The following is a 17,791-nucleotide window of genomic DNA, read 5'->3' as shown; positions in this document are numbered from 1 at the left end:
GCCAGAAACGCACCGCAACGAAGCTGCCGTGCAAGCCTTGCACAGATTTGAGGCTTTGCCAGCAGCGACGAGTGGGTCGTTGGCCCCCCATTGAGGGTAGCGACGCAAAACCACGGTGGTCAGTAGGCTATCGCTATGGCGCGACATACGGATTACCGGCGAACGGAGTGGCAATGAACAACAACAAAAAACCAAAGGCAAGCCCTGAGCGACAGGCTATCGGTATGCCTCGCGTATTGCGCGCCCAGCAACCCGACCGAGAAGCGCGGGCATTTTTGCGCCTGGTCAACTTCTCCACCCGCTTGCGCCCTGCAGAAACCTATTCTCTGCCCAGACTGCGTCAGGGGTGGCGCTTGACCGCGCTTGCGCTCGGACGCAACCCAGCAGTGGGCTCAGTAACGGAGCAACTGATCGACGGTCCCGGTGGGGCCATCACCCTGCGCGTGTTCAAACCTGGCCATACTGAGCCGCTGCGGCCTGCGTTTATGTGGTTTTTCGGCGGCGGGTTCATCATCGGCGATCTGGACACCGCTGATGGCATCTGCCGCAGCATTGCGCTGGCCGCCAACTGCATCGTCATTGCCGTGCGCTATCGCCTGGCGCCGGAGCACGATCTGTCAGCAGGCCGTGCCGATGCCCTCGCTGCGTTCGAATGGGTGGCTAAACAGGGAGCTCAGCTGGGTATCGATACCACTCGTCTGGCCATTGGCGGTGATTCGGCAGGCGGCAATCTCTGCGCTGCCATCGCCCAGGAAAACGTGCGCCGCCGCGGGTCGGCACTGAGCCTGCAAGTGCTGGTGTACCCGGCCACTGAGCTGGTGGACAAGTTCCCCTCCTACGCGGAGAACGCGCACAGCAGTGCCCTGCTGACTGATCAAGCCGTTCAGTGGATTGAGCAGACCCTCGCCCCCTCGCTCAGCACACTGGACCTGCTTGACCCTTGGTATTCGCCACGCCGTAACCCCGACCTGCACGGCCTGGCGCCAGCGGTTATCGTCAGTGCCGGTTTCGATCCGATCCGCGACGACGGCCTGGACTATGCCGCGCGTCTGCGTGCAGCCCAGGTGCCGGTGGAACTGCTGCACTACCGAGGTCAGTTCCACGGCTTCATCAATTTCGACTCGGTCAATAGCGCCAGCCGTGACGCGCTGCAGCGCATCGCCGATGCACTGAGCAATGCGTTCGCCCAGCAGTCGCCGGCCGACCGCACGATCGAGATCGCCGACAGAATGCCCCGCAAACACTCGCGACTACGCGCCAGCGCTGGTGAACTGGCCAGCTCGACCCTGACCGCGTGGGTTGTTACCGAACGCTGGGGCAGCGCCTTGCTACGCCTGTTGTCGCCCAAGGCGGCCGACACCTGTGGGCTGTTGATCAAACCTTTGTTCGTGCCCACCGCTCTGAACCGCCGCAAAGCGATTTCCGGTCTTGATCAATTGGCCGCACGCCAAACCTATCCGATAGAAAAAAACTGCTCTGTTAACCGTTGAGTGAGGACCACGTCATGGCATTACCTGATCCGTTAAAACTGTATCGCGAGGCCATCACTCGGTTCGAGGACGGCATCAATGCCCTGGCTGCCCGCAACAACGACTCGAAACAGCTGGGTCTTGTGATCGACCAGTATTCCAAGGTCTCGCTCGGCCTCCAGCACCTGTCGCAAACGTCGCTGGAGCGTTTGCACAGAAGTCTGGACCTGCCCAGCCGTTCCGAAATCGCGGCGCTCGCTGCGTCGTTACAGCGAGTAGAGGACAAACTTGATCAGTTACTGCCGCCCCCCAGCAGTACGCCGATTGCAACACGCCCGCCCCGTACTCGACGTCCGCTGGCTGAAGTTTCCCCTGCGCCGCTCAAACCGGCATCCAAACGTAAAAGCAAGGAAGGAAATCTCGATGCCTCGGCCGCATGAAAACCCGGTAGCCGACGCGTCGTTGGCCAATAGACTGCGCTCGGAGGTCAGCATGATGATCCAGCGTAGCCGCAAGGGTCTTGAGTACCTGAGCACACCCCCGCCAGCCGTTGGTTTGACCCCCAGGACGCTTCTGCACCGACGCGGTACGGTAAGCCTGTACCACTATCACGCAACATCAGATGAGATTTACCGCGTGCCGCTGTTGTTCGTGATGGCGACGACCAACAAGGCTGCCATTTTCGATCTGGCGAAGGGGCAGAGCCTGATCGAGTTTCTGCTCGCGCGCGGTTACGACGTGTATGTCATTGACTGGAATGCGCCAACTCGGGAGGAGTCACACCTGAAGTTCGAGCATTATGTGCTCGACTTCATTCCCGACTGTATTCGCCGCGTACAGCAGGATTCAGGCGTGGATGACGTCACGCTGGTTGGCTACTGCATGGGGGGCGTGCTCGCAACCCTGTACGCCGCCCTACATCCGGACGGTCCCCTGAAAAACCTGGTGTGCTTCACCACGCCCATCGACTGGACGAAAATGCCGTTGGCCAGCCAACGTCATTTCCAGGCTGAGCGCTTGATCAATGCGACAGGCATTGTCCCGCCCCAGACCATCGTCAAGGCAATTGAACTGCATCGACCAGCAGGCCGTATTGCCAGCCAGGTCCGGCTTTGGGACAACATGTGGAACGACGACTACGTTAAAGGTCACCGCATGATGGCTCGCTTCAGTGACGAAACCCTGCCGCTTCCAGGCGAATACTTTCGACAGATCAATCAGGACCTGGGAAAAAAGAACGCGCTGTTTGAAGGGGGGTTGCGCATCGCTGGCCAAGAGGTCGACTTGAAGAACATCAAGGTCTCGTTGCTGCATGTCATCGCACAGTACGATTCGCTCGTGCCGCCAGACTGCGCACAGCCTTTGGTGGCGGGAGTGGGTTCGCACGACAAGGCAGAGCTGGTGCTGCCCGGTGGCCATATCAGCCTGGTGGCGGGACCGGCGGCGGTCAAGCGGATGTGGCCCAAGCTTGATCAATGGCTAGGGGAAAGGTCCCTCTAGCCCAACCAAAATGTAACGTGCAAAAAAATACCCCTCACAGAGGGGTATTTATGGGCTGATTACCTGAAACGCTCCGATGGAGAAAACCGCTCAATCAGCGTGGAATCACCGGCTGGCGGGCAGGCTTCTTCTTGCCCTTGCCCCCCTTGGCAGCTTCCTTGCGTTCTTTCGCTGCCTGCTGATTGCGGGCAAACGCCGCAGCCTTGGCCTGCTCACGCTTGTCCCACGGATTGGTGCCGTCACTACCGCGTGGTGGCAAGCCCGTATGCTGGGTAAGGATCTTCTGCTCTTTGGCCACCTTGTGGCTACCCGCTGGCGTCGAGTTCTTGCGACGCGCGCTCTGGTAGCTGTCAGTTGCAGGCTGGTGCAGCGGGATCAGCTGGTGCTTGCCCGGACCGATCAGGTCCGCGCGACCCATGCGCTCCAGCGCTTCACGCAACATCGGCCAGCCCTTCGGATCGTGATAGCGCAGGAAAGCCTTGTGCAGGCGGCGTTGCTGCTCGCTCTTGACGATGGTGACCGGGTCGCTCTTATAAGTGACCTTGCGCAGCGGGTTCTTGCCCGAGTGGTACATGGCTGTGGCCGAGGCCATTGGCGACGGGTAGAACGCCTGCACCTGATCAGCACGGAAACCGTTGCCCTTGAGCCACAGGGCCAGGTTCATCATGTCTTCATCGGTGGTACCCGGGTGCGCCGCGATGAAGTACGGGATCAGGTACTGCTCTTTGCCCGCCTCTTTCGAGTACTTCTCGAACATGCGCTTGAAGCGGTCATAGCTACCGATACCCGGCTTCATCATCTGATTCAGCGGGCCTTCCTCAGTGTGCTCCGGAGCAATCTTCAGGTAGCCGCCGACGTGGTGGGTGACCAGCTCCTTGACGTACTCCGGCGACTCCACCGCCAGGTCATAGCGCAGGCCCGAGGCAATGAGGATCTTCTTCACCCCCGGCAGCTCACGAGCACTGCGGTACAGCTTGATCAGCGCCGAGTGGTCAGTGTTCAGGTTCGGGCAGATCCCCGGGAACACGCACGATGGCTTGCGGCACGCCGATTCGATCTCGGGGCTCTTGCAGGCAATACGATACATGTTCGCGGTCGGGCCGCCGAGGTCGGAGATAACCCCGGTAAAACCTGGCACCTTGTCGCGAATTTCTTCGATTTCACGAATGATCGACTCGTGCGAACGGTTCTGGATGATCCGCCCCTCGTGCTCGGTAATCGAGCAGAAGGTGCAGCCACCAAAGCAGCCACGCATGATGTTCACCGAGAAACGGATCATGTCGTAGGCCGGGATTTTTTCCTTGCCGTACGTCGGGTGCGGAATACGCGCATAGGGCATGCCGAACACGTAGTCCATTTCTTCAGTGGTCATCGGAATGGGCGGTGGGTTGAACCACACGTCCACCTCGGCGTGCCGCTGCACCAGAGCACGGGCGTTGCCCGGGTTGGTCTCCAGGTGCAGCACACGGTTGGCGTGGGCGTAGAGCACCGGGTCGTTACGGACCTTCTCGAACGATGGCAGGCGAATCACCGTCTTGTCGCGGGTCATGCGCGGGCTGGCCAAGATCTGCACAACCTTGGCTTCGTTCGGGTCTTCAACCGGGCCCTTCTCCTGCTCGATTGCGCAGGCCTGGGTGTCTTGGGTGTTGACGTACGGGTTGATGATCTTGTCGACCTTGCCCGGACGGTCGATACGCGTGGAGTCGACTTCGTACCAGCCTTGCGGGGTGTCCCGACGAATGAAGGCAGTACCGCGAATATCGGTGATGTTTTCGATCTTCTCACCAAACGCCAGGCGCTGGGCCACTTCGACGATAGCCCGCTCGGCGTTGCCGTACAGGAGGATATCGGCGCAGGCGTCGATCAGGATCGAGTGACGAACCTTGTCCTGCCAGTAGTCGTAATGGGCGATACGGCGCAGCGAAGCCTCAATGCCACCGAGAACGATCGGCACATGCTTGTAGGCTTCTTTGCAACGCTGGCTGTAGACCAGGCTGGCCCGATCCGGACGCTTGCCGGCCAGACCACCTGGGGTATAGGCATCGTCGGAACGAATTTTCTTGTCGGCGGTGTAACGGTTGATCATCGAGTCCATGTTGCCGGCAGCGACACCGAAGAACAGGTTCGGCTCGCCGAGCTTCATGAAGTCGTCTTTGGACTGCCAGTTCGGCTGGGCAATGATACCGACGCGAAAGCCTTGGGCTTCCAGCAGACGGCCGATGATCGCCATGCCGAACGACGGATGGTCGACATAGGCGTCGCCGGTCACGATGATGATGTCGCAGGAATCCCAGCCGAGCTGATCCATCTCCTCCCTGCTCATCGGCAGGAACGGTGCTGGTCCGAAACATTCGGCCCAGTACTTGGGATAGTCGAAAAGTGGTTTGGCTGCTTGCATGTCAGTGACCGGTGGCTAATCGATGAAAAATCGCGGGCGCGGAATATAGCACAAAATTTGACCAATTCCGACGTTAAAGGTCGGAATAGGCGGATTTGGCTTTATTCGTCGTCGTCGAAGTTGTAACTACCCGGCGCGAGGTTTTCGAAGCGTGTGTACTTACCGATGAAGGCCAGGCGGATAAAGCCGATCGGGCCGTTCCGCTGCTTGCCGATGATGATTTCGGCGATGCCTTTGTGCTCGGTTTCCGGGTGATAGACCTCATCCCGGTACACGAACATGATCACGTCGGCGTCCTGCTCGATCGCACCCGACTCACGCAAGTCGGAGTTCACCGGACGCTTGTTCGGCCGCTGTTCGAGGGAGCGGTTGAGCTGTGACAACGCCACTACCGGGCAGTTGAACTCTTTGGCCAGGGCCTTGAGCGATCGGGAGATCTCGGAGATTTCGTTGGTACGGTTGTCACCACTGGAACCCGGGATCTGCATCAACTGCAGGTAGTCGATCATGATCAGACCGACTTCGCCGTGCTCACGCACGAGGCGACGGGTCCGTGCACGCATTTCCGACGGGCTGATGCCAGCGGTATCGTCGATGAACAGCTTACGATCGTTGAGCAGGTTGACCGCCGAGGTCAGGCGCGGCCAATCGTCGTCTTCGAGCTGACCGGAACGTACCTTGGTCTGGTCGATGCGGCCCAGGGACGAAAGCATACGCATGATCAGCGATTCACCTGGCATCTCCAGGGAGTACACCAATACGGCCTTGTCGCTGCGCAACACGGCGTTCTCCACCAGGTTCATGGCGAAGGTGGTCTTACCCATGGACGGACGCCCGGCAACGATGATCAAGTCGGCGGGCTGCAAGCCACTGGTCTTCTCGTCGAGGTCGGTGTAACCAGTGGACAGGCCGGTGATCGCACTGTCGGTATTGAACAGCGTGTCGATACGGTCGATGGCCTTGGTCAGCAGGTCGTTGACGCCCACCGGGCCGCCGGTTTTCGGTCGCGCTTCGGCGATCTGGAAGATCTGTCGCTCGGCTTCATCGAGGATTTCGGCAGCGTTACGTCCCTGGGGATTAAAGGCGCTGTCAGCAATCTCGTTGCTGATGCTGATCAACTGCCGCAGGGTCGCCCGTTCGCGGATGATCCCCGCATAGGCCTTGATGTTGGCCACCGACGGGGTGTTCTTGGCCAGCTCACCGAGGTAGCCAAGACCACCGATTTGGGAACTGAGACCTTCCTTGTCCAGCTGCTCGTGCAGGGTCACCACGTCGAACGGGGCGTTCTGGTCAGCGAGCTTGTGGATTGCACGGAAGATCAGGCGGTGGTCATGTCGGTAGAAGTCGCCGTCGGAGACTTGATCAAGCACTCGCTCCCAGGCGTTGTTGTCCAGCATCAGGCCACCGAGCACGGCCTGTTCGGCCTCGATGGAATGCGGCGGCACCTTCAGCGCGGAGGTTTGCAGATCATATTGCTCGGGGGCGGTTATCTCGTTCATGGCCACGCAGGAATCAGGGTGATGAAAAAGACAAAGGGCACGACCTGCAAAGCAGGATCGTGCCCGATGTTAACCGGCTGACACTCAAGGTGCCAGCCGATTGGTACAGCTTAGGCTGCGACAACAACCACGCGAACGGTGGCTTCAACGTCGCTGTGCAGGTGCACGGCAACGTCGTATTCGCCGACGTTACGGATGGTGCCGTTCGGCAGACGAACTTCAGCTTTGGCCACTTCAACGCCGGAGGCGGTCAGGGCGTCAGCGATGTCGTGGGTGCCGATCGAACCGAACAGCTTGCCTTCGTCACCGGCGGTGGCAGTGATGGTCACTTCCAGCTCGGCCAGTTGGGCAGCGCGGGTTTCAGCCGAAGCTTTTTTCTCTGCAGCCAGTTTTTCCAGCTCAGCACGACGCTCTTCGAACGCAGCCAGGTTGGCAGCGGTAGCAGCGGTGGCCTTGCCGAATGGCAGCAGGTAGTTACGGCCGTAACCAGCCTTAACATTTACCTTATCGCCCAGGTTGCCCAGGTTAGCGATTTTTTCCAGAAGGATCAGTTGCATGTGAAAATCCTCTTACTTTTAACCTTCACCGTTCGCAGAATCGTTATCGGCACCTTTCGGGGGTACCTTGCGACCGCGAAAATCAATCAGGCTGTCGACAATGGCCAAAACCACGAGCAACGGATAAGTCAGCTGCATGAACAGCAGCAGCGTCACGTACATCCCGACCAACCAGAACTTGCCCAGTCGTCCTTGTGCCACCAGCCCATGCATCAGGGCGAGCCCTGCAAACATCAGCGGTATGCTGCACAGTGGCGTCAACATCGCCAGTTCAGGACCGAAGTTCGGCCCCACCAGCATGAGCACCACCAACACCAGCGTTGGCACCAAGGGGAGCCTGACCGCTTGAAACTCGCGACCAAAACCACCCGGGTTATACAGTAACGCCTGCCAGTACCGTCCCAACATCAGGGCCAGTACACTGACGGCTTGCAACAATGCCGCTATGAGGCCGTTGAGCACCGGTGCAATCAGGCTTCCCAGGCGGGCCCGTTCCTCTACCGATAACTGCTGGTAGAGACCGTCGAGCATCTGCGGCAGGGCTTTTTCAAGCGCTCCAGCCAGAGCTTCAATCGGTTCGCGGAACACCGAACCCAGGATGACGCCATACACCAGGCCCATGGCGATGCTGAACAACAGCACCCGGCTCCAGGACTGTCCGGCACGCAGTAGCGCAGCCAGCCCCAGCGTTCCCAGCAACACCATCAAGGTGCGCGGCTCGCCGAAGAACCACCAGGCCAACGCCGGCAATAATGCCCAGGCGAGGACTCCGGAGGCGTCCTTGAAACCACGCCGCAGGAACACCAGGCTCCCGGCGGCGGCACTCAACCAGAACAACAGCGGCAATGCCGCACAACCCACCACCACCAGGGTGGCTTGCACGCGACCGCGCATGATGAAATCAGCTAAGGCGCGCATGCACTTTATCCTTTGCTACTTGTCGACGACCCGGTCTCAGCGGCCGTGGCTGTCGGTGTAGGGCAGCAGGGCCAGGAAGCGGGCGCGCTTGATAGCGGTAGCCAGCTGACGCTGATAACGGGCTTTGGTACCGGTGATACGGCTTGGAACGATTTTGCCGGTTTCGGATACGTAAGCTTTCAGGGTGTTGAGATCTTTGTAATCGATCTCTTTCACGTCTTCAGCAGTGAAGCGGCAGAATTTACGACGACGGAAGAAACGTGCCATGTAATAGGCTCCTCAAAAGGTCCGTGGATTACTCGTCAGCGTTATCGCTGTTGTCGCTGTCATTGCTGTCGTCGCCATCGGCGCTGTCAGCATGCTCAGGACGGTCGCGACGCTCACGGCGCTCACTGCGGTTTTCTTCAGCCTTGAGCATCTCGGATTGGCCGGTAACGGCTTCGTCGCGACGGATGACCAGGTTACGGATCACGGCATCGTTGTAGCGGAAGTTGTCTTCCAGCTCGGCCAGGGCCTTGCCAGTGCACTCAACGTTCAGCATCACGTAGTGAGCCTTGTGAACATTGTTGATTGCGTAGGCCAGTTGACGACGGCCCCAATCTTCCAGACGGTGGATCTTGCCGCCGTCTTCTTCGATCAGCTTGGTGTAACGCTCAACCATGCCGCCGACTTGCTCGCTCTGGTCAGGGTGGACCAGAAAGATGATTTCGTAATGACGCATGAATGCTCCTTACGGGTTGTAGTCTGCCACCAGAGTGGTCAGACAAGGAGTGAATGACACTGTATGTCTTGCCTTGACTGGGGGCGCGTGAGCGCCTGCCAACATGGCAAGGGGCGCAATTGTAGAGAAGCGCTCGGGGACAAGCAAGGGAATTGGTGAATATTTGAGCAGCCCACGGAGGGGACCAGGAACACCTGTGGGAGCGAATTCATCCGCTCCCACAGGCGCAGGGGTCAGGCTTTGGCTTTAGTCTGGCGCTGACGAACGGCCTCGAACAGGCACACGCCAGTAGCCACAGACACGTTCAGACTGCTGACGCTACCGGCCATCGGCAGCTTGACCAGAAAATCACAGTGCTCGCGAGTCAAGCGGCGCATACCTTTGCCTTCGGCCCCCATGATCAGAATGGTTGGCCCGGTCAGGTCTTGCTGATACAGCTCCTGCTCAGCCTCACCGGCGGTGCCGACAACCCACAAGCCACGCTGCTGAAGCTTCTCCAGTGTGCGTGCAAGGTTGGTCACAGCCACCAACGGGATCACTTCGGCAGCGCCGCAAGCCACTTTACGTACCGCAGGCGTCAGGGTTGCCGACTTGTCCTTGGGCACGACCACCGCCAGCGCACCTGCCGCATCGGCAGTGCGTAGGCAGGCGCCGAGGTTGTGCGGGTCAGTGACACCGTCGAGCACCAGGATCAACGGCGCGCCTTCAGTGCGATCAAGCAGCTCTTCGAGCATAGCCTCGCCCCACACCTGGCTTGGGCTGACCTCAGCCACAACGCCCTGGTGGACACCCTCAACCCAGGCGTCCATCTCGCGACGCTCAGCCTGGCCCACAGCAACACGACTCTGCGCAGCCAGTTCAAGCAAGACCTGCAACCGCGGCTCACTGCGCCCTTCGGACAACCAGATCTGCTTGACCCGCTTCGGGTGGTGACGCAACAGGGCTTCTACGGCATGAACGCCGTAGATTTTTTCCAACTGACTCATGACTTGGCCTTGGGTTTACGTGATCCAGAGCCTGCTTTTGGCGGCCCTTTGCGATGCTTGCTCGGTTTCTCCGACGACTTGCCAGCAGCCTTGGAAGACGGCTTGCCACCGGCGCTCTTGGCATCGGACATCAGCGCCTTCTTCATTTCCCGACTTTTACGTACTTCGGCGTTTTTCGCCGCAGCGTGCGAAGGGAAATAAGCTTCAGCGGTTTCGTTCTTCTTGCTGCGGCGCGCGGGCTCAGCGGCCTTGGTCGTTTCGGCCTTGTCGAGCACCGGGACCGGCTTGCCATCCTGCGGACGTACGCCCTCGGAACGCTGCTTGCGACCGATCGGCGCCTTCAGGGTGTTCTCGGCCATCTCGAAGTCGATCTTGCGCTGTTCGAGATCAACGCGCATGACCCGTACTTCCACCGTGTCGCCGAGGCGGAAGCTGCGACCGGTACGCTCACCGGCCAGGCGGTGGTGCACAGGATCGAAATGATAGTAATCGCCCGGCAAGGCGCTGACATGCACCATGCCCTCGACGTAGATATCGGTCAGCTCGACGAACAGGCCAAAGCCGGTCACCGCGGTGATCACACCCGGGAAACTCTCGCCGACTCGGTCTTTCATGTACTCGCACTTGAGCCAGTTGACCACATCGCGGGTGGCCTCGTCAGCGCGTCGTTCGCTCATCGAGCACTGCTCGCCGAGCTGCTCCAGGGTCGCCTCGTCGTACGGATAGATCCGCGCCTTGGGAATGCTCATCGCCCCTGCGCGCTTGACGTGCGGGGTTTCCTGGCGCGAACGGATCACGCTACGGATGGCCCGGTGGGTCAACAGGTCCGGATAACGGCGAATCGGCGAGGTGAAGTGAGTGTACGCCTCGTAATTCAGACCGAAGTGGCCGTTGTTCTCGGCGCTGTACACCGCCTGGCTCAGAGAACGCAGCATCACCGTCTGGATCAGGTGGAAGTCCGGCCGGTCGGCGATCTGCGACAACAGCGCCTGATAGTCCTTCGGCGACGGGCCATCTTTACCTTTGTGCAGTGACAAGCCCAGCTCGCCAAGGAAGGCGCGCAGTTTTTCCAGGCGCTCCGGTGGCGGGCCATCATGCACACGGTACAGCGCAGGAATTTCGTGCTTCTTGAGGAACTCGGCAGTGGCAACGTTGGCCGCCAGCATGCACTCCTCAATCAGCTTGTGAGCATCGTTGCGCACAGTCGGGCGGATTTCCGCGATCTTGCGCTCGGAGCCGAAGATGATCCGGGTTTCCTGGGTTTCGAAATCGATCGCGCCACGGGTGTGACGGGCGGCCAGCAGCACTTTGTACAGTGCATAAAGCTGCTTGAGGTCCGGCACCACTTCGCTGTACTGCTCGCGCAGGGCTTTGCCTTCGCGGGTACGGGCGTGCTCGAGCATGCTGCTGACTTTGTTGTAGGTCAGACGCGCGTGCGAATGGATCACCGCTTCGTAGAACTGGTAATCAACCATCTGCCCGGACTTGTTGATGGTCATTTCACAGACCATCGCCAAGCGGTCGACGTGCGGGTTCAGCGAGCACAGGCCGTTGGAGAGTTCTTCCGGCAGCATCGGCACGACGCGCTCGGGGAAGTACACCGAGTTGCCACGCACCTGGGCTTCGGCATCCAGGGCAGAGCCCAGACGCACATAGCTGGAAACGTCGGCGATTGCCACGTACAGGCGCCAGCCCCCGGAGAACAGGCGCAGCTTGCCCAGGCTCTCGCAATAGACCGCATCGTCGAAGTCGCGTGCATCTTCGCCGTCGATGGTCACGAACGGCAGATGACGCAAGTCGATACGGTGCTCTTTGTCTTTCTCTTCGACTTCCGACTTGAGCTTGCGCGCTTCCTTGACCACCGCTTCCGGCCAGACGTGCGGAATGTCGTAGCTGCGCAAGGCAACGTCGATTTCCATGCCCGGGGCCATGTAGTTACCGATCACTTCGGTGACATCGCCCTGGGGCTGGAAGCGCGGGGTCGGCCAGTGAGTAATCTTCACTTCGACGAACTGACCGATCTTCGCGCCACCGTTACGACCCGGGGTGATCAGCACTTCCTGCTGTACCTTGGGATTGTCGGGGGTGACGAAGCCGATACCGCCTTCTTCGAAATAGCGGCCGACGATGCTTTCGTGGGCACGCGAAATCACTTCGACCACTACGCCTTCGCGGCGGCCACGCCGGTCAAGGCCGGAGACGCGGGCCAGGGCACGGTCGCCATCGAACACCAGACGCATCTGCGCTGGGCTCAGGAACAGGTCGTCGCTGCCGTCATCCGGGATCAGGAAGCCGAAACCGTCGCGGTGGCCGGCGATGCGGCCGAGGATCAGGTCGAGCTTGTCTACCGGGGCATAAGTGCCGCGCCGGGTATAGATCAGCTGACCGTCACGCTCCATTGCCCGCAGACGGCGGCGCAGGGCTTCGATCTGGTCTTCGGTGGTCAGGCCGAACTCTTCGACCAACTGCTCACGGGCAGCCGGCGAGCCGCGCTCGTCCAAGCGCTGCAGGATCAGCTCACGGCTAGGAATAGGGTTTTCGTATTTTTCCGCTTCACGAGCGGCCTCGGGATCGAGGGTCTGCCAATCGGCCATTAGGAGGGGTTCACCTTGTCTATATAAGGGTTAGTTTGGCATAGGCGTATTGAAACCGGAAATTTCAGGCTTGGACAGCCCTCTCAGAGCCCCCTGGATGCTGCCAAAACCATCATAAGGAACAACGACTTGAAATTTTTAAGATTTTTTCTGAACGGGGCTTTACAGCCTTTGGAGGCATCCGTATAGTGCGCACCACAACGACGGCCACCGTCGTTATAGTTGAGAAGCAACGTGATGTGAAGCATCATGTGACCTCAGCGAAATGCCCAGATGGTGAAATTGGTAGACACGCCAGCTTCAGGTGCTGGTGACCTTACGGTCGTGGAAGTTCGAGTCTTCTTCTGGGCACCAATTCAGATCAAACCCGCGAAAGCGGGTTTTTTCGTTTCTACCCCTCCTCATTTCTTACCCCCTCGCGAACTAACCGATAGCCAGCTCATGAATTTCCCTTCACAAGGGCATTTGAGAAGCAATATCGCTTATCATTGTTTCCAGATATGTAGCCGCAAGCGAGGAAACACCCGCATGATGTTCCGCAATAACCCCCTGTTGCGCGGCCTGGCCGTTTCTGTTTTTGCCCTGGTGCTGGGCGCTCCCACCGCCATGGCCGCCGACCCGGTATCGCTGACCCTGTACAACGGTCAGCACAAGGAAATCGGCGACGCCATCGCCAAGGCCTATGAGACCAAGACTGGCGTCCACATCAATATCCGCAAGGGTAGCAGCAACCAGCTGGCCAGCCAGATCATTGAAGAGGGCGAGCGCTCGCCAGCCGATGTCATTTACACCGAAGAGTCACCACCTCTGAACAACCTGGGTGAACTCGGCCTGCTGGCGAAGATCGACGACTCCACTCTGCAGATGCTGCCCAAGGAATTTGTCGCCGGTAATGGCACCTGGATGGGCGTGACTGCACGCACCCGCGTTGTCGCCTTCAATCCCAAGGTCATCGACGAGAAAGAGCTGCCACCTTCGGTCATGGACTTTGCCAGCCCGGAATGGGAAGGCAAGATCGGCTTTGTGCCGACCAGCGGCGCCTTCCAGGAACAGGCCGTGGCCATCCTCAAATTGCACGGTCGTGACGCCGCCGAAGAATGGCTGACCGGCCTCAAGGCCTTCGGCAAGACTTACACCAACAATATGGTTGCCCTCAAAGCCGTAGAGAACGGGGAAGTAGCGGCCGTACTGGTCAACAACTACTACTGGTATGCGCTGAAAAAAGAACGCGGCCAGCTGGACTCGAAACTTTACTACCTGGCTGATGGTGACGTCGGTGGCCTGATGACCATTTCCGGTGCTGCAGCGGTCAAGGCCAGCAAACATCCCAAGGAAGCCCAGGCGCTGCTGGCCTGGATGGCCAGCGAAGAAGGCCAGCGCGTGATTACTCAGACCACCGCCGAATATCCGCTGCACAAAGGCATGGTCTCAGACCAGGGCCTGAAGCCGTTCGAAGACCTGCGTCCGCCGAAAATTACCCCGGCCGACCTGGGTAACGCCGAAGAAGCCCTGGAACTCGAACGCGAAGTTGGCCTGCTGTAATGAGCGCAGCCCTGCCCGCGATCAAACCGACCAGTCGCTATATTCCCAAGCGCAAGCGCCCCTCCATCTGGGTCGTGCTGCCGGTTCTGCTGCTGGTTGCCCTGAGCCTGCTGCCACTGCTCTACGTCGCCCTGAAAACGTGGGAAGCTGGCTGGCGCGAAGCCTTACACCTGCTCTGGCGCCCATTTGTCTGGGGCCTGATGCGCAATACGTTGCTGCTGATGGCAGGAGTCACCCTGGCCTGCATGGCCCTCGGCGTGGCACTGGCCTGGTTGCTTGAGCGTAGTGACCTGCCCGGGCGACGCGTGTGGGGTGTGATCCTCTGCCTGCCATTTGCTGTACCAGCCTTTGTCAGCGGCTTTACCTGGGTATCTCTGAGCCCGCGCTTCGAAGGCCTGGCCGGCGCCATCCTGGTGATGAGCCTGTCCAAGTACCCGCTTGTGTTCCTGCCAGTGGCCGCGACCCTGCGCAATCTCGACACCTCACTTGAAGAGTCGGCGCGCACCCTGGGGCAAAATCGCTGGGGGGTGTTCTTCAAGATCACGCTGCCGCTGCTGTGGCCATCGATTCTCGGCGGCAGCCTGTTGATTGCCCTGCACATGCTGGTCGAGTTCGGCGCCCTGTCGATCCTCGGTCTGCAGACCTTCACCACGGCGATCTACCAGCAATTCGAACTGGAATTCAGCAACGCCAATGCCGCCATGCTCTCCGCCGTGCTGCTGTTCATGTGCCTGTTGCTGCTGTGGTTTGAGCTGCGCGTGCGCGGTAACGCCCGCCACGTGCGGATTGGCCAAGGTGTGGCGCGGCGCGGTGCGCCGATTCGCCTGCGAGCATGGATGCCGGCGGGCCAGCTGTTTTGCCTGACGCTAGCAGTGTTGGGCAGCGGGATTCCTTTGGGCATGCTCGGCTACTGGCTGAGCGTCGGTTCATCTGCAGCCTTCCCGGTTGCCGACATCAGCCGGGCCTTATTCTCGTCGCTGTCACTGTCGCTGGGTGGTGCAGGTCTGAGCCTGCTGCTGGCGCTGCCGGTGAGCTTTCTGGTGGTGCGCTACAAAGGTCGCCTGGGGATCTGGGCCGAGCGCCTGCCTTATTTGCTGCACGCCCTACCCGGCCTGGTGATTGCCCTGACCCTGGTGTATTTCGCCCTGCACTACGTGCCTGCGCTGTACCAGACCACCGGGCTGTTGCTGCTGGCCTATGCGCTGCTGTTTTTGCCACTGGCCCAGGCCCCGGTGCGCACAGCCCTGCACAAGGCGGCACCGCAACTTGAAGAAGCGGCTCGGACACTCGGGGCCAGCCAGTTCAGTGCCTTCTGCCGGGTGACCCTGCCGATCATCTTCCCTGCCCTGGCGGCGGCGTTTGCTCTAGTGTTTCTGGATGCCATGAAAGAACTGACGGCAACCTTGCTGCTCAGTCCGACAGGCATGACTACGCTGGCTACCGAGGTGTGGGCGCATACCGCAAACGTTGAGTTTGCTGCTGCCGCCCCGTATGCCGCTTTGCTGATTCTGGTGTCTGGGCTGCCGGTGTATCTGCTGACAACACGGATGTACCTGAACCGCGCCTGAGCAGTGTCACCAGCCCCCACAGGCTCGAGGCGCACGAAATCAGGCGCGGAACTGCCCCAGACTAGCCTTGAGCTGCCCCGCCAGATCATCCAGCACCTTGCTGCTGGCGGTGGTTTGCATTACCACCTCAGCAGCCCGCTCGGCCTGGGCATGGATGGTCTGCACCCGCCCACGCACCGCCTGCGCACCTTGCGCCTGCTGCTCGGCCGCACGAGTAGCCAAGCCAATTGCCGCGTGCACCTGCTCAACCGAGGCCTGCACCGATTGCTGCAAGCGCGCACTGTCACGCAGCACCAGCAACCCTTCGCTGGCCTGACGCCCAGCCTGGCTGATCGCTGCGACCGCCTCTTTCGCACCCTGCTGCAACGCACCAATATGCGCCTGGATATCGCCCGTAGAGCTCTGGGTCTTGCTGGCAAGGGCCCGTACTTCATCCGCCACCACGGCAAAGCCGCGCCCGGTCTCGCCCGCCCGCGCCGCCTCAATGGCAGCATTGAGCGCAAGCAAGTTGGTCTGCTCGGCGATACCGTGAATCACGGTCAGCACCACCTCAATCTGTTCACTTTGCTGCGCCAGGCGTTCGATCACTTTCGAGCCGGTCTGCACCTGCCCAGCCAGCTCTTCAATAAGTTTGGCCACCTGAGTCGAGGTGCGGGTGTTTTCATCCGTGGCCTGGCGGATATCCACCACCTGTTGCAGCGCCGACTGCATGGCCTCGCTCTCGGCCTGGGCTTCATCGGCCATGGCCGACAAGTCGCGCAAACTCGCCGCTACTTCGTCACGCTGCAGTTCGGCAGCCGCATCGGCCCCCGCATTGCGCTGAGCCATGGCGCCAATCTCGATACCCGTACGCTGAGCCACCTCGCCCGCCTCACGCACGATCGGCTGCAGCTTGTCGACAAACTGGTTAACCGCTGCTGCCATGTCGCCAATCTCGTCGCGACTGTCGATGCTGACCCGCTTGGTCAGATCACCCTCGCCGGCGGCCAGATCGTTCAGCGCAGCAATCAACAGGCGTAGCTTGTTGACGACCCGCCGCCCCAGCACCACCGCCACCACCAGGAGGACGCCAAGACCGACCAAGGCCAGACCGACGCCGATGTTCCAGCGCAGGGTTGTCGCGGCATTCTGAACGCTCTGTGAGGTATTAGCCTGCATGCCAGCGGCACTCGCCTGCGCAGCCTCCAGGCGCGCGCGCAAGGCCTTATTGCTATCGGCCGCCGCCCCTACCAGGCTGTCGCCGACCAATTGATCCCCACTGGCGATCAGCGCCGAGAAACGCTTGTCGAGCGCCACCAATTCGGCATCCACCGCGGCGGTGGATACACCCATCAGCACCTTGCCGATTTCTACACCATTGGGGCTGATCGAGGCTTCGACGAAGTACACCGACGGGTCATTGCGCGCAGCATCCAGAACCTTGTCCAGCGCCCTCTCACCCTGCCCTCTCTCCAGCAAGGCCTGATTGATCGGGTTCTGACGATTCAAGTAGCGGGTCAGGTGTTGGCCCTGGGCATCGTCATACACCACGAACAACACATTGGGGTTGCGCTGGGCGCGTCGGGAGAACTCGGACAACGTCGGCACATCATTGTCCCACATGGCTCTAGGGGCAACCGAGGCCAGCAGTTCAGCCATGTCATTGGCCGAGTCCTTGAGGTTCTTCTCCAAGGTTGCGCGCAACTGGGCCTGTTCGCCTTGCAGGCGGGTCGAGAGCCCGGCAGTCAGACGCTGGCGGGTACTGGCGGACAGGCTATCGAGCCCGGCACTGACTTCCTGCCCGGCCTGCTCAAGCTCAGCGGCCAATTTCTGGCTGTCGACACCCAAGCGCTTGTCCAGGTCGGACTCAAGTGTGGTGACCGTGCTCCGGGTCAGCGCAACCGCAACCAGCACCTGCACCAAAAGAGCGATACCAAGGGCAACAAAGACAGGCCGCAATAGGCGGCTTCGTAACAGTGAGAGAACGGCTGACACGTAAGAACCCTCTACTACTGGGGCCATTAAAATGATGGCAACCCTGAAGCGATTCTTACAGCAAA

The 17,791-nt window shown here is 60.2% G+C and carries 14 protein-coding genes and 1 tRNA gene; 6 read left to right on the top strand and 9 right to left on the bottom strand.

What is annotated here, in order from left to right; genetic code table 11:
- The first annotated feature begins 173 nt into the window (after nucleotides 1–173).
- The 3 genes from ACQRAX_RS17985 to ACQRAX_RS17975 are packed head-to-tail and all read left to right on the top strand — an operon-like array spanning nucleotide 174 to nucleotide 2,969.
- Nucleotides 174–1,490: an alpha/beta hydrolase gene (locus tag ACQRAX_RS17985; RefSeq protein WP_412040605.1), complete on the top strand. Its 1,317-nt coding sequence runs from the start codon at nucleotides 174–176 to the stop codon at nucleotides 1,488–1,490.
- Between the two features lie 14 nt (nucleotides 1,491–1,504).
- The gene (locus ACQRAX_RS17980; protein WP_412040604.1) at nucleotides 1,505–1,909 is read left to right on the top strand and encodes a hypothetical protein; all 405 of its coding nucleotides are present in this window, start codon (nucleotides 1,505–1,507) and stop codon (nucleotides 1,907–1,909) included.
- Between the two features lie 52 nt (nucleotides 1,910–1,961).
- Nucleotides 1,962–2,969, top strand: coding sequence for an alpha/beta fold hydrolase (locus ACQRAX_RS17975; protein WP_354363684.1), 1,008 nt, complete (start codon nucleotides 1,962–1,964; stop codon nucleotides 2,967–2,969).
- A gap of 94 nt (nucleotides 2,970–3,063) precedes the next feature.
- Here ACQRAX_RS17975 and ACQRAX_RS17970 read toward each other — a convergent pair whose 3' ends face one another.
- The 8 genes from ACQRAX_RS17970 to rnr all read right to left on the bottom strand — a co-directional run bounded on the left by ACQRAX_RS17970 (nucleotide 3,064) and on the right by rnr (nucleotide 12,642).
- Nucleotides 3,064–5,367: a YgiQ family radical SAM protein gene (locus ACQRAX_RS17970; RefSeq protein ID WP_412040603.1), complete on the bottom strand. Its 2,304-nt coding sequence runs from the start codon at nucleotides 5,365–5,367 to the stop codon at nucleotides 3,064–3,066.
- Between the two features lie 101 nt (nucleotides 5,368–5,468).
- Entirely contained in the window at nucleotides 5,469–6,866 is a 1,398-nt protein-coding gene (gene dnaB, locus ACQRAX_RS17965; RefSeq protein WP_412040602.1) for a replicative DNA helicase, read from the bottom strand.
- A gap of 110 nt (nucleotides 6,867–6,976) precedes the next feature.
- Nucleotides 6,977–7,423, bottom strand: coding sequence for a 50S ribosomal protein L9 (rplI, locus tag ACQRAX_RS17960; RefSeq protein ID WP_028945689.1), 447 nt, complete (start codon nucleotides 7,421–7,423; stop codon nucleotides 6,977–6,979).
- Nucleotides 7,424–7,441: 18 nt separating this feature from the next.
- Nucleotides 7,442–8,341 carry a hypothetical protein gene (locus tag ACQRAX_RS17955; RefSeq protein ID WP_412040601.1) on the bottom strand — a complete coding sequence of 300 codons (900 nt, stop codon included), beginning with the start codon at nucleotides 8,339–8,341 and terminating at the stop codon, nucleotides 7,442–7,444.
- Nucleotides 8,342–8,377: 36 nt separating this feature from the next.
- On the bottom strand, nucleotides 8,378–8,608 hold the full coding sequence (gene rpsR / locus ACQRAX_RS17950; protein WP_009403887.1) for a 30S ribosomal protein S18: 231 nt from the start codon (nucleotides 8,606–8,608) through the stop codon (nucleotides 8,378–8,380).
- A gap of 28 nt (nucleotides 8,609–8,636) precedes the next feature.
- Nucleotides 8,637–9,062, bottom strand: coding sequence for a 30S ribosomal protein S6 (gene rpsF, locus ACQRAX_RS17945; protein ID WP_010221605.1), 426 nt, complete (start codon nucleotides 9,060–9,062; stop codon nucleotides 8,637–8,639).
- A 233-nt stretch (nucleotides 9,063–9,295) separates the two neighbouring features.
- Nucleotides 9,296–10,048, bottom strand: a complete 753-nt coding sequence (rlmB, locus tag ACQRAX_RS17940) for a 23S rRNA (guanosine(2251)-2'-O)-methyltransferase RlmB (RefSeq protein ID WP_412040600.1) — start codon at nucleotides 10,046–10,048, stop codon at nucleotides 9,296–9,298.
- Nucleotides 10,045–12,642 (bottom strand): ribonuclease R, encoded by a 2,598-nt coding sequence (gene rnr / locus ACQRAX_RS17935; RefSeq protein WP_412040599.1) that lies wholly within the window; start codon nucleotides 12,640–12,642, stop codon nucleotides 10,045–10,047. The genes rlmB and rnr overlap by 4 nt, the downstream gene beginning before the upstream one ends.
- Nucleotides 12,643–12,909: 267 nt before the next feature.
- On the opposite strand from rnr, the gene ACQRAX_RS17930 reads away from it, so the two are divergent.
- The 3 genes from ACQRAX_RS17930 (at nucleotide 12,910) to ACQRAX_RS17920 (ending at nucleotide 15,752) form a co-directional block, all read left to right on the top strand.
- A tRNA-Leu gene (locus tag ACQRAX_RS17930) sits at nucleotides 12,910–12,996 on the top strand.
- Nucleotides 12,997–13,170: 174 nt separating this feature from the next.
- The gene (locus ACQRAX_RS17925) at nucleotides 13,171–14,184 is read left to right on the top strand and encodes an extracellular solute-binding protein (protein WP_412040598.1); all 1,014 of its coding nucleotides are present in this window, start codon (nucleotides 13,171–13,173) and stop codon (nucleotides 14,182–14,184) included.
- Nucleotides 14,184–15,752, top strand: a complete 1,569-nt coding sequence (locus tag ACQRAX_RS17920; RefSeq protein ID WP_412040597.1) for an ABC transporter permease — start codon at nucleotides 14,184–14,186, stop codon at nucleotides 15,750–15,752. Before ACQRAX_RS17925 ends, ACQRAX_RS17920 begins: the two co-directional genes overlap by 1 nt.
- A gap of 39 nt (nucleotides 15,753–15,791) precedes the next feature.
- Here ACQRAX_RS17920 and ACQRAX_RS17915 read toward each other — a convergent pair whose 3' ends face one another.
- On the bottom strand, nucleotides 15,792–17,726 hold the full coding sequence (locus tag ACQRAX_RS17915; RefSeq protein WP_412040596.1) for a methyl-accepting chemotaxis protein: 1,935 nt from the start codon (nucleotides 17,724–17,726) through the stop codon (nucleotides 15,792–15,794).
- Between the last annotated feature and the right edge of the window lie 65 nt (nucleotides 17,727–17,791).

The sequence above is a fragment of the Pseudomonas sp. UM16 genome (assembly GCF_050312595.1).
In the GTDB taxonomy this organism is placed as follows: domain Bacteria; phylum Pseudomonadota; class Gammaproteobacteria; order Pseudomonadales; family Pseudomonadaceae; genus Aquipseudomonas.
Note: the sequence above shows the minus strand (reverse complement) of the source record. Positions and strands in the feature narration are given on the sequence as shown.

Coding starts and splice junctions, on each gene's coding strand:
- ACQRAX_RS17985 (WP_412040605.1), top strand. CDS start 174: ATGAACAACAACAAAAAACCAAAGGCAAGCCCTGAGCGACAGGCTATC.
- ACQRAX_RS17980 (WP_412040604.1), top strand. CDS start 1,505: ATGGCATTACCTGATCCGTTAAAACTGTATCGCGAGGCCATCACTCGG.
- ACQRAX_RS17975 (WP_354363684.1), top strand. CDS start 1,962: ATGATGATCCAGCGTAGCCGCAAGGGTCTTGAGTACCTGAGCACACCC.
- ACQRAX_RS17970 (WP_412040603.1), bottom strand. CDS start 5,367: ATGCAAGCAGCCAAACCACTTTTCGACTATCCCAAGTACTGGGCCGAA.
- dnaB (WP_412040602.1), bottom strand. CDS start 6,866: ATGAACGAGATAACCGCCCCCGAGCAATATGATCTGCAAACCTCCGCG.
- rplI (WP_028945689.1), bottom strand. CDS start 7,423: ATGCAACTGATCCTTCTGGAAAAAATCGCTAACCTGGGCAACCTGGGC.
- ACQRAX_RS17955 (WP_412040601.1), bottom strand. CDS start 8,341: ATGCGCGCCTTAGCTGATTTCATCATGCGCGGTCGCGTGCAAGCCACC.
- rpsR (WP_009403887.1), bottom strand. CDS start 8,608: ATGGCACGTTTCTTCCGTCGTCGTAAATTCTGCCGCTTCACTGCTGAA.
- rpsF (WP_010221605.1), bottom strand. CDS start 9,062: ATGCGTCATTACGAAATCATCTTTCTGGTCCACCCTGACCAGAGCGAG.
- rlmB (WP_412040600.1), bottom strand. CDS start 10,048: ATGAGTCAGTTGGAAAAAATCTACGGCGTTCATGCCGTAGAAGCCCTG.
- rnr (WP_412040599.1), bottom strand. CDS start 12,642: ATGGCCGATTGGCAGACCCTCGATCCCGAGGCCGCTCGTGAAGCGGAA.
- ACQRAX_RS17925 (WP_412040598.1), top strand. CDS start 13,171: ATGATGTTCCGCAATAACCCCCTGTTGCGCGGCCTGGCCGTTTCTGTT.
- ACQRAX_RS17920 (WP_412040597.1), top strand. CDS start 14,184: ATGAGCGCAGCCCTGCCCGCGATCAAACCGACCAGTCGCTATATTCCC.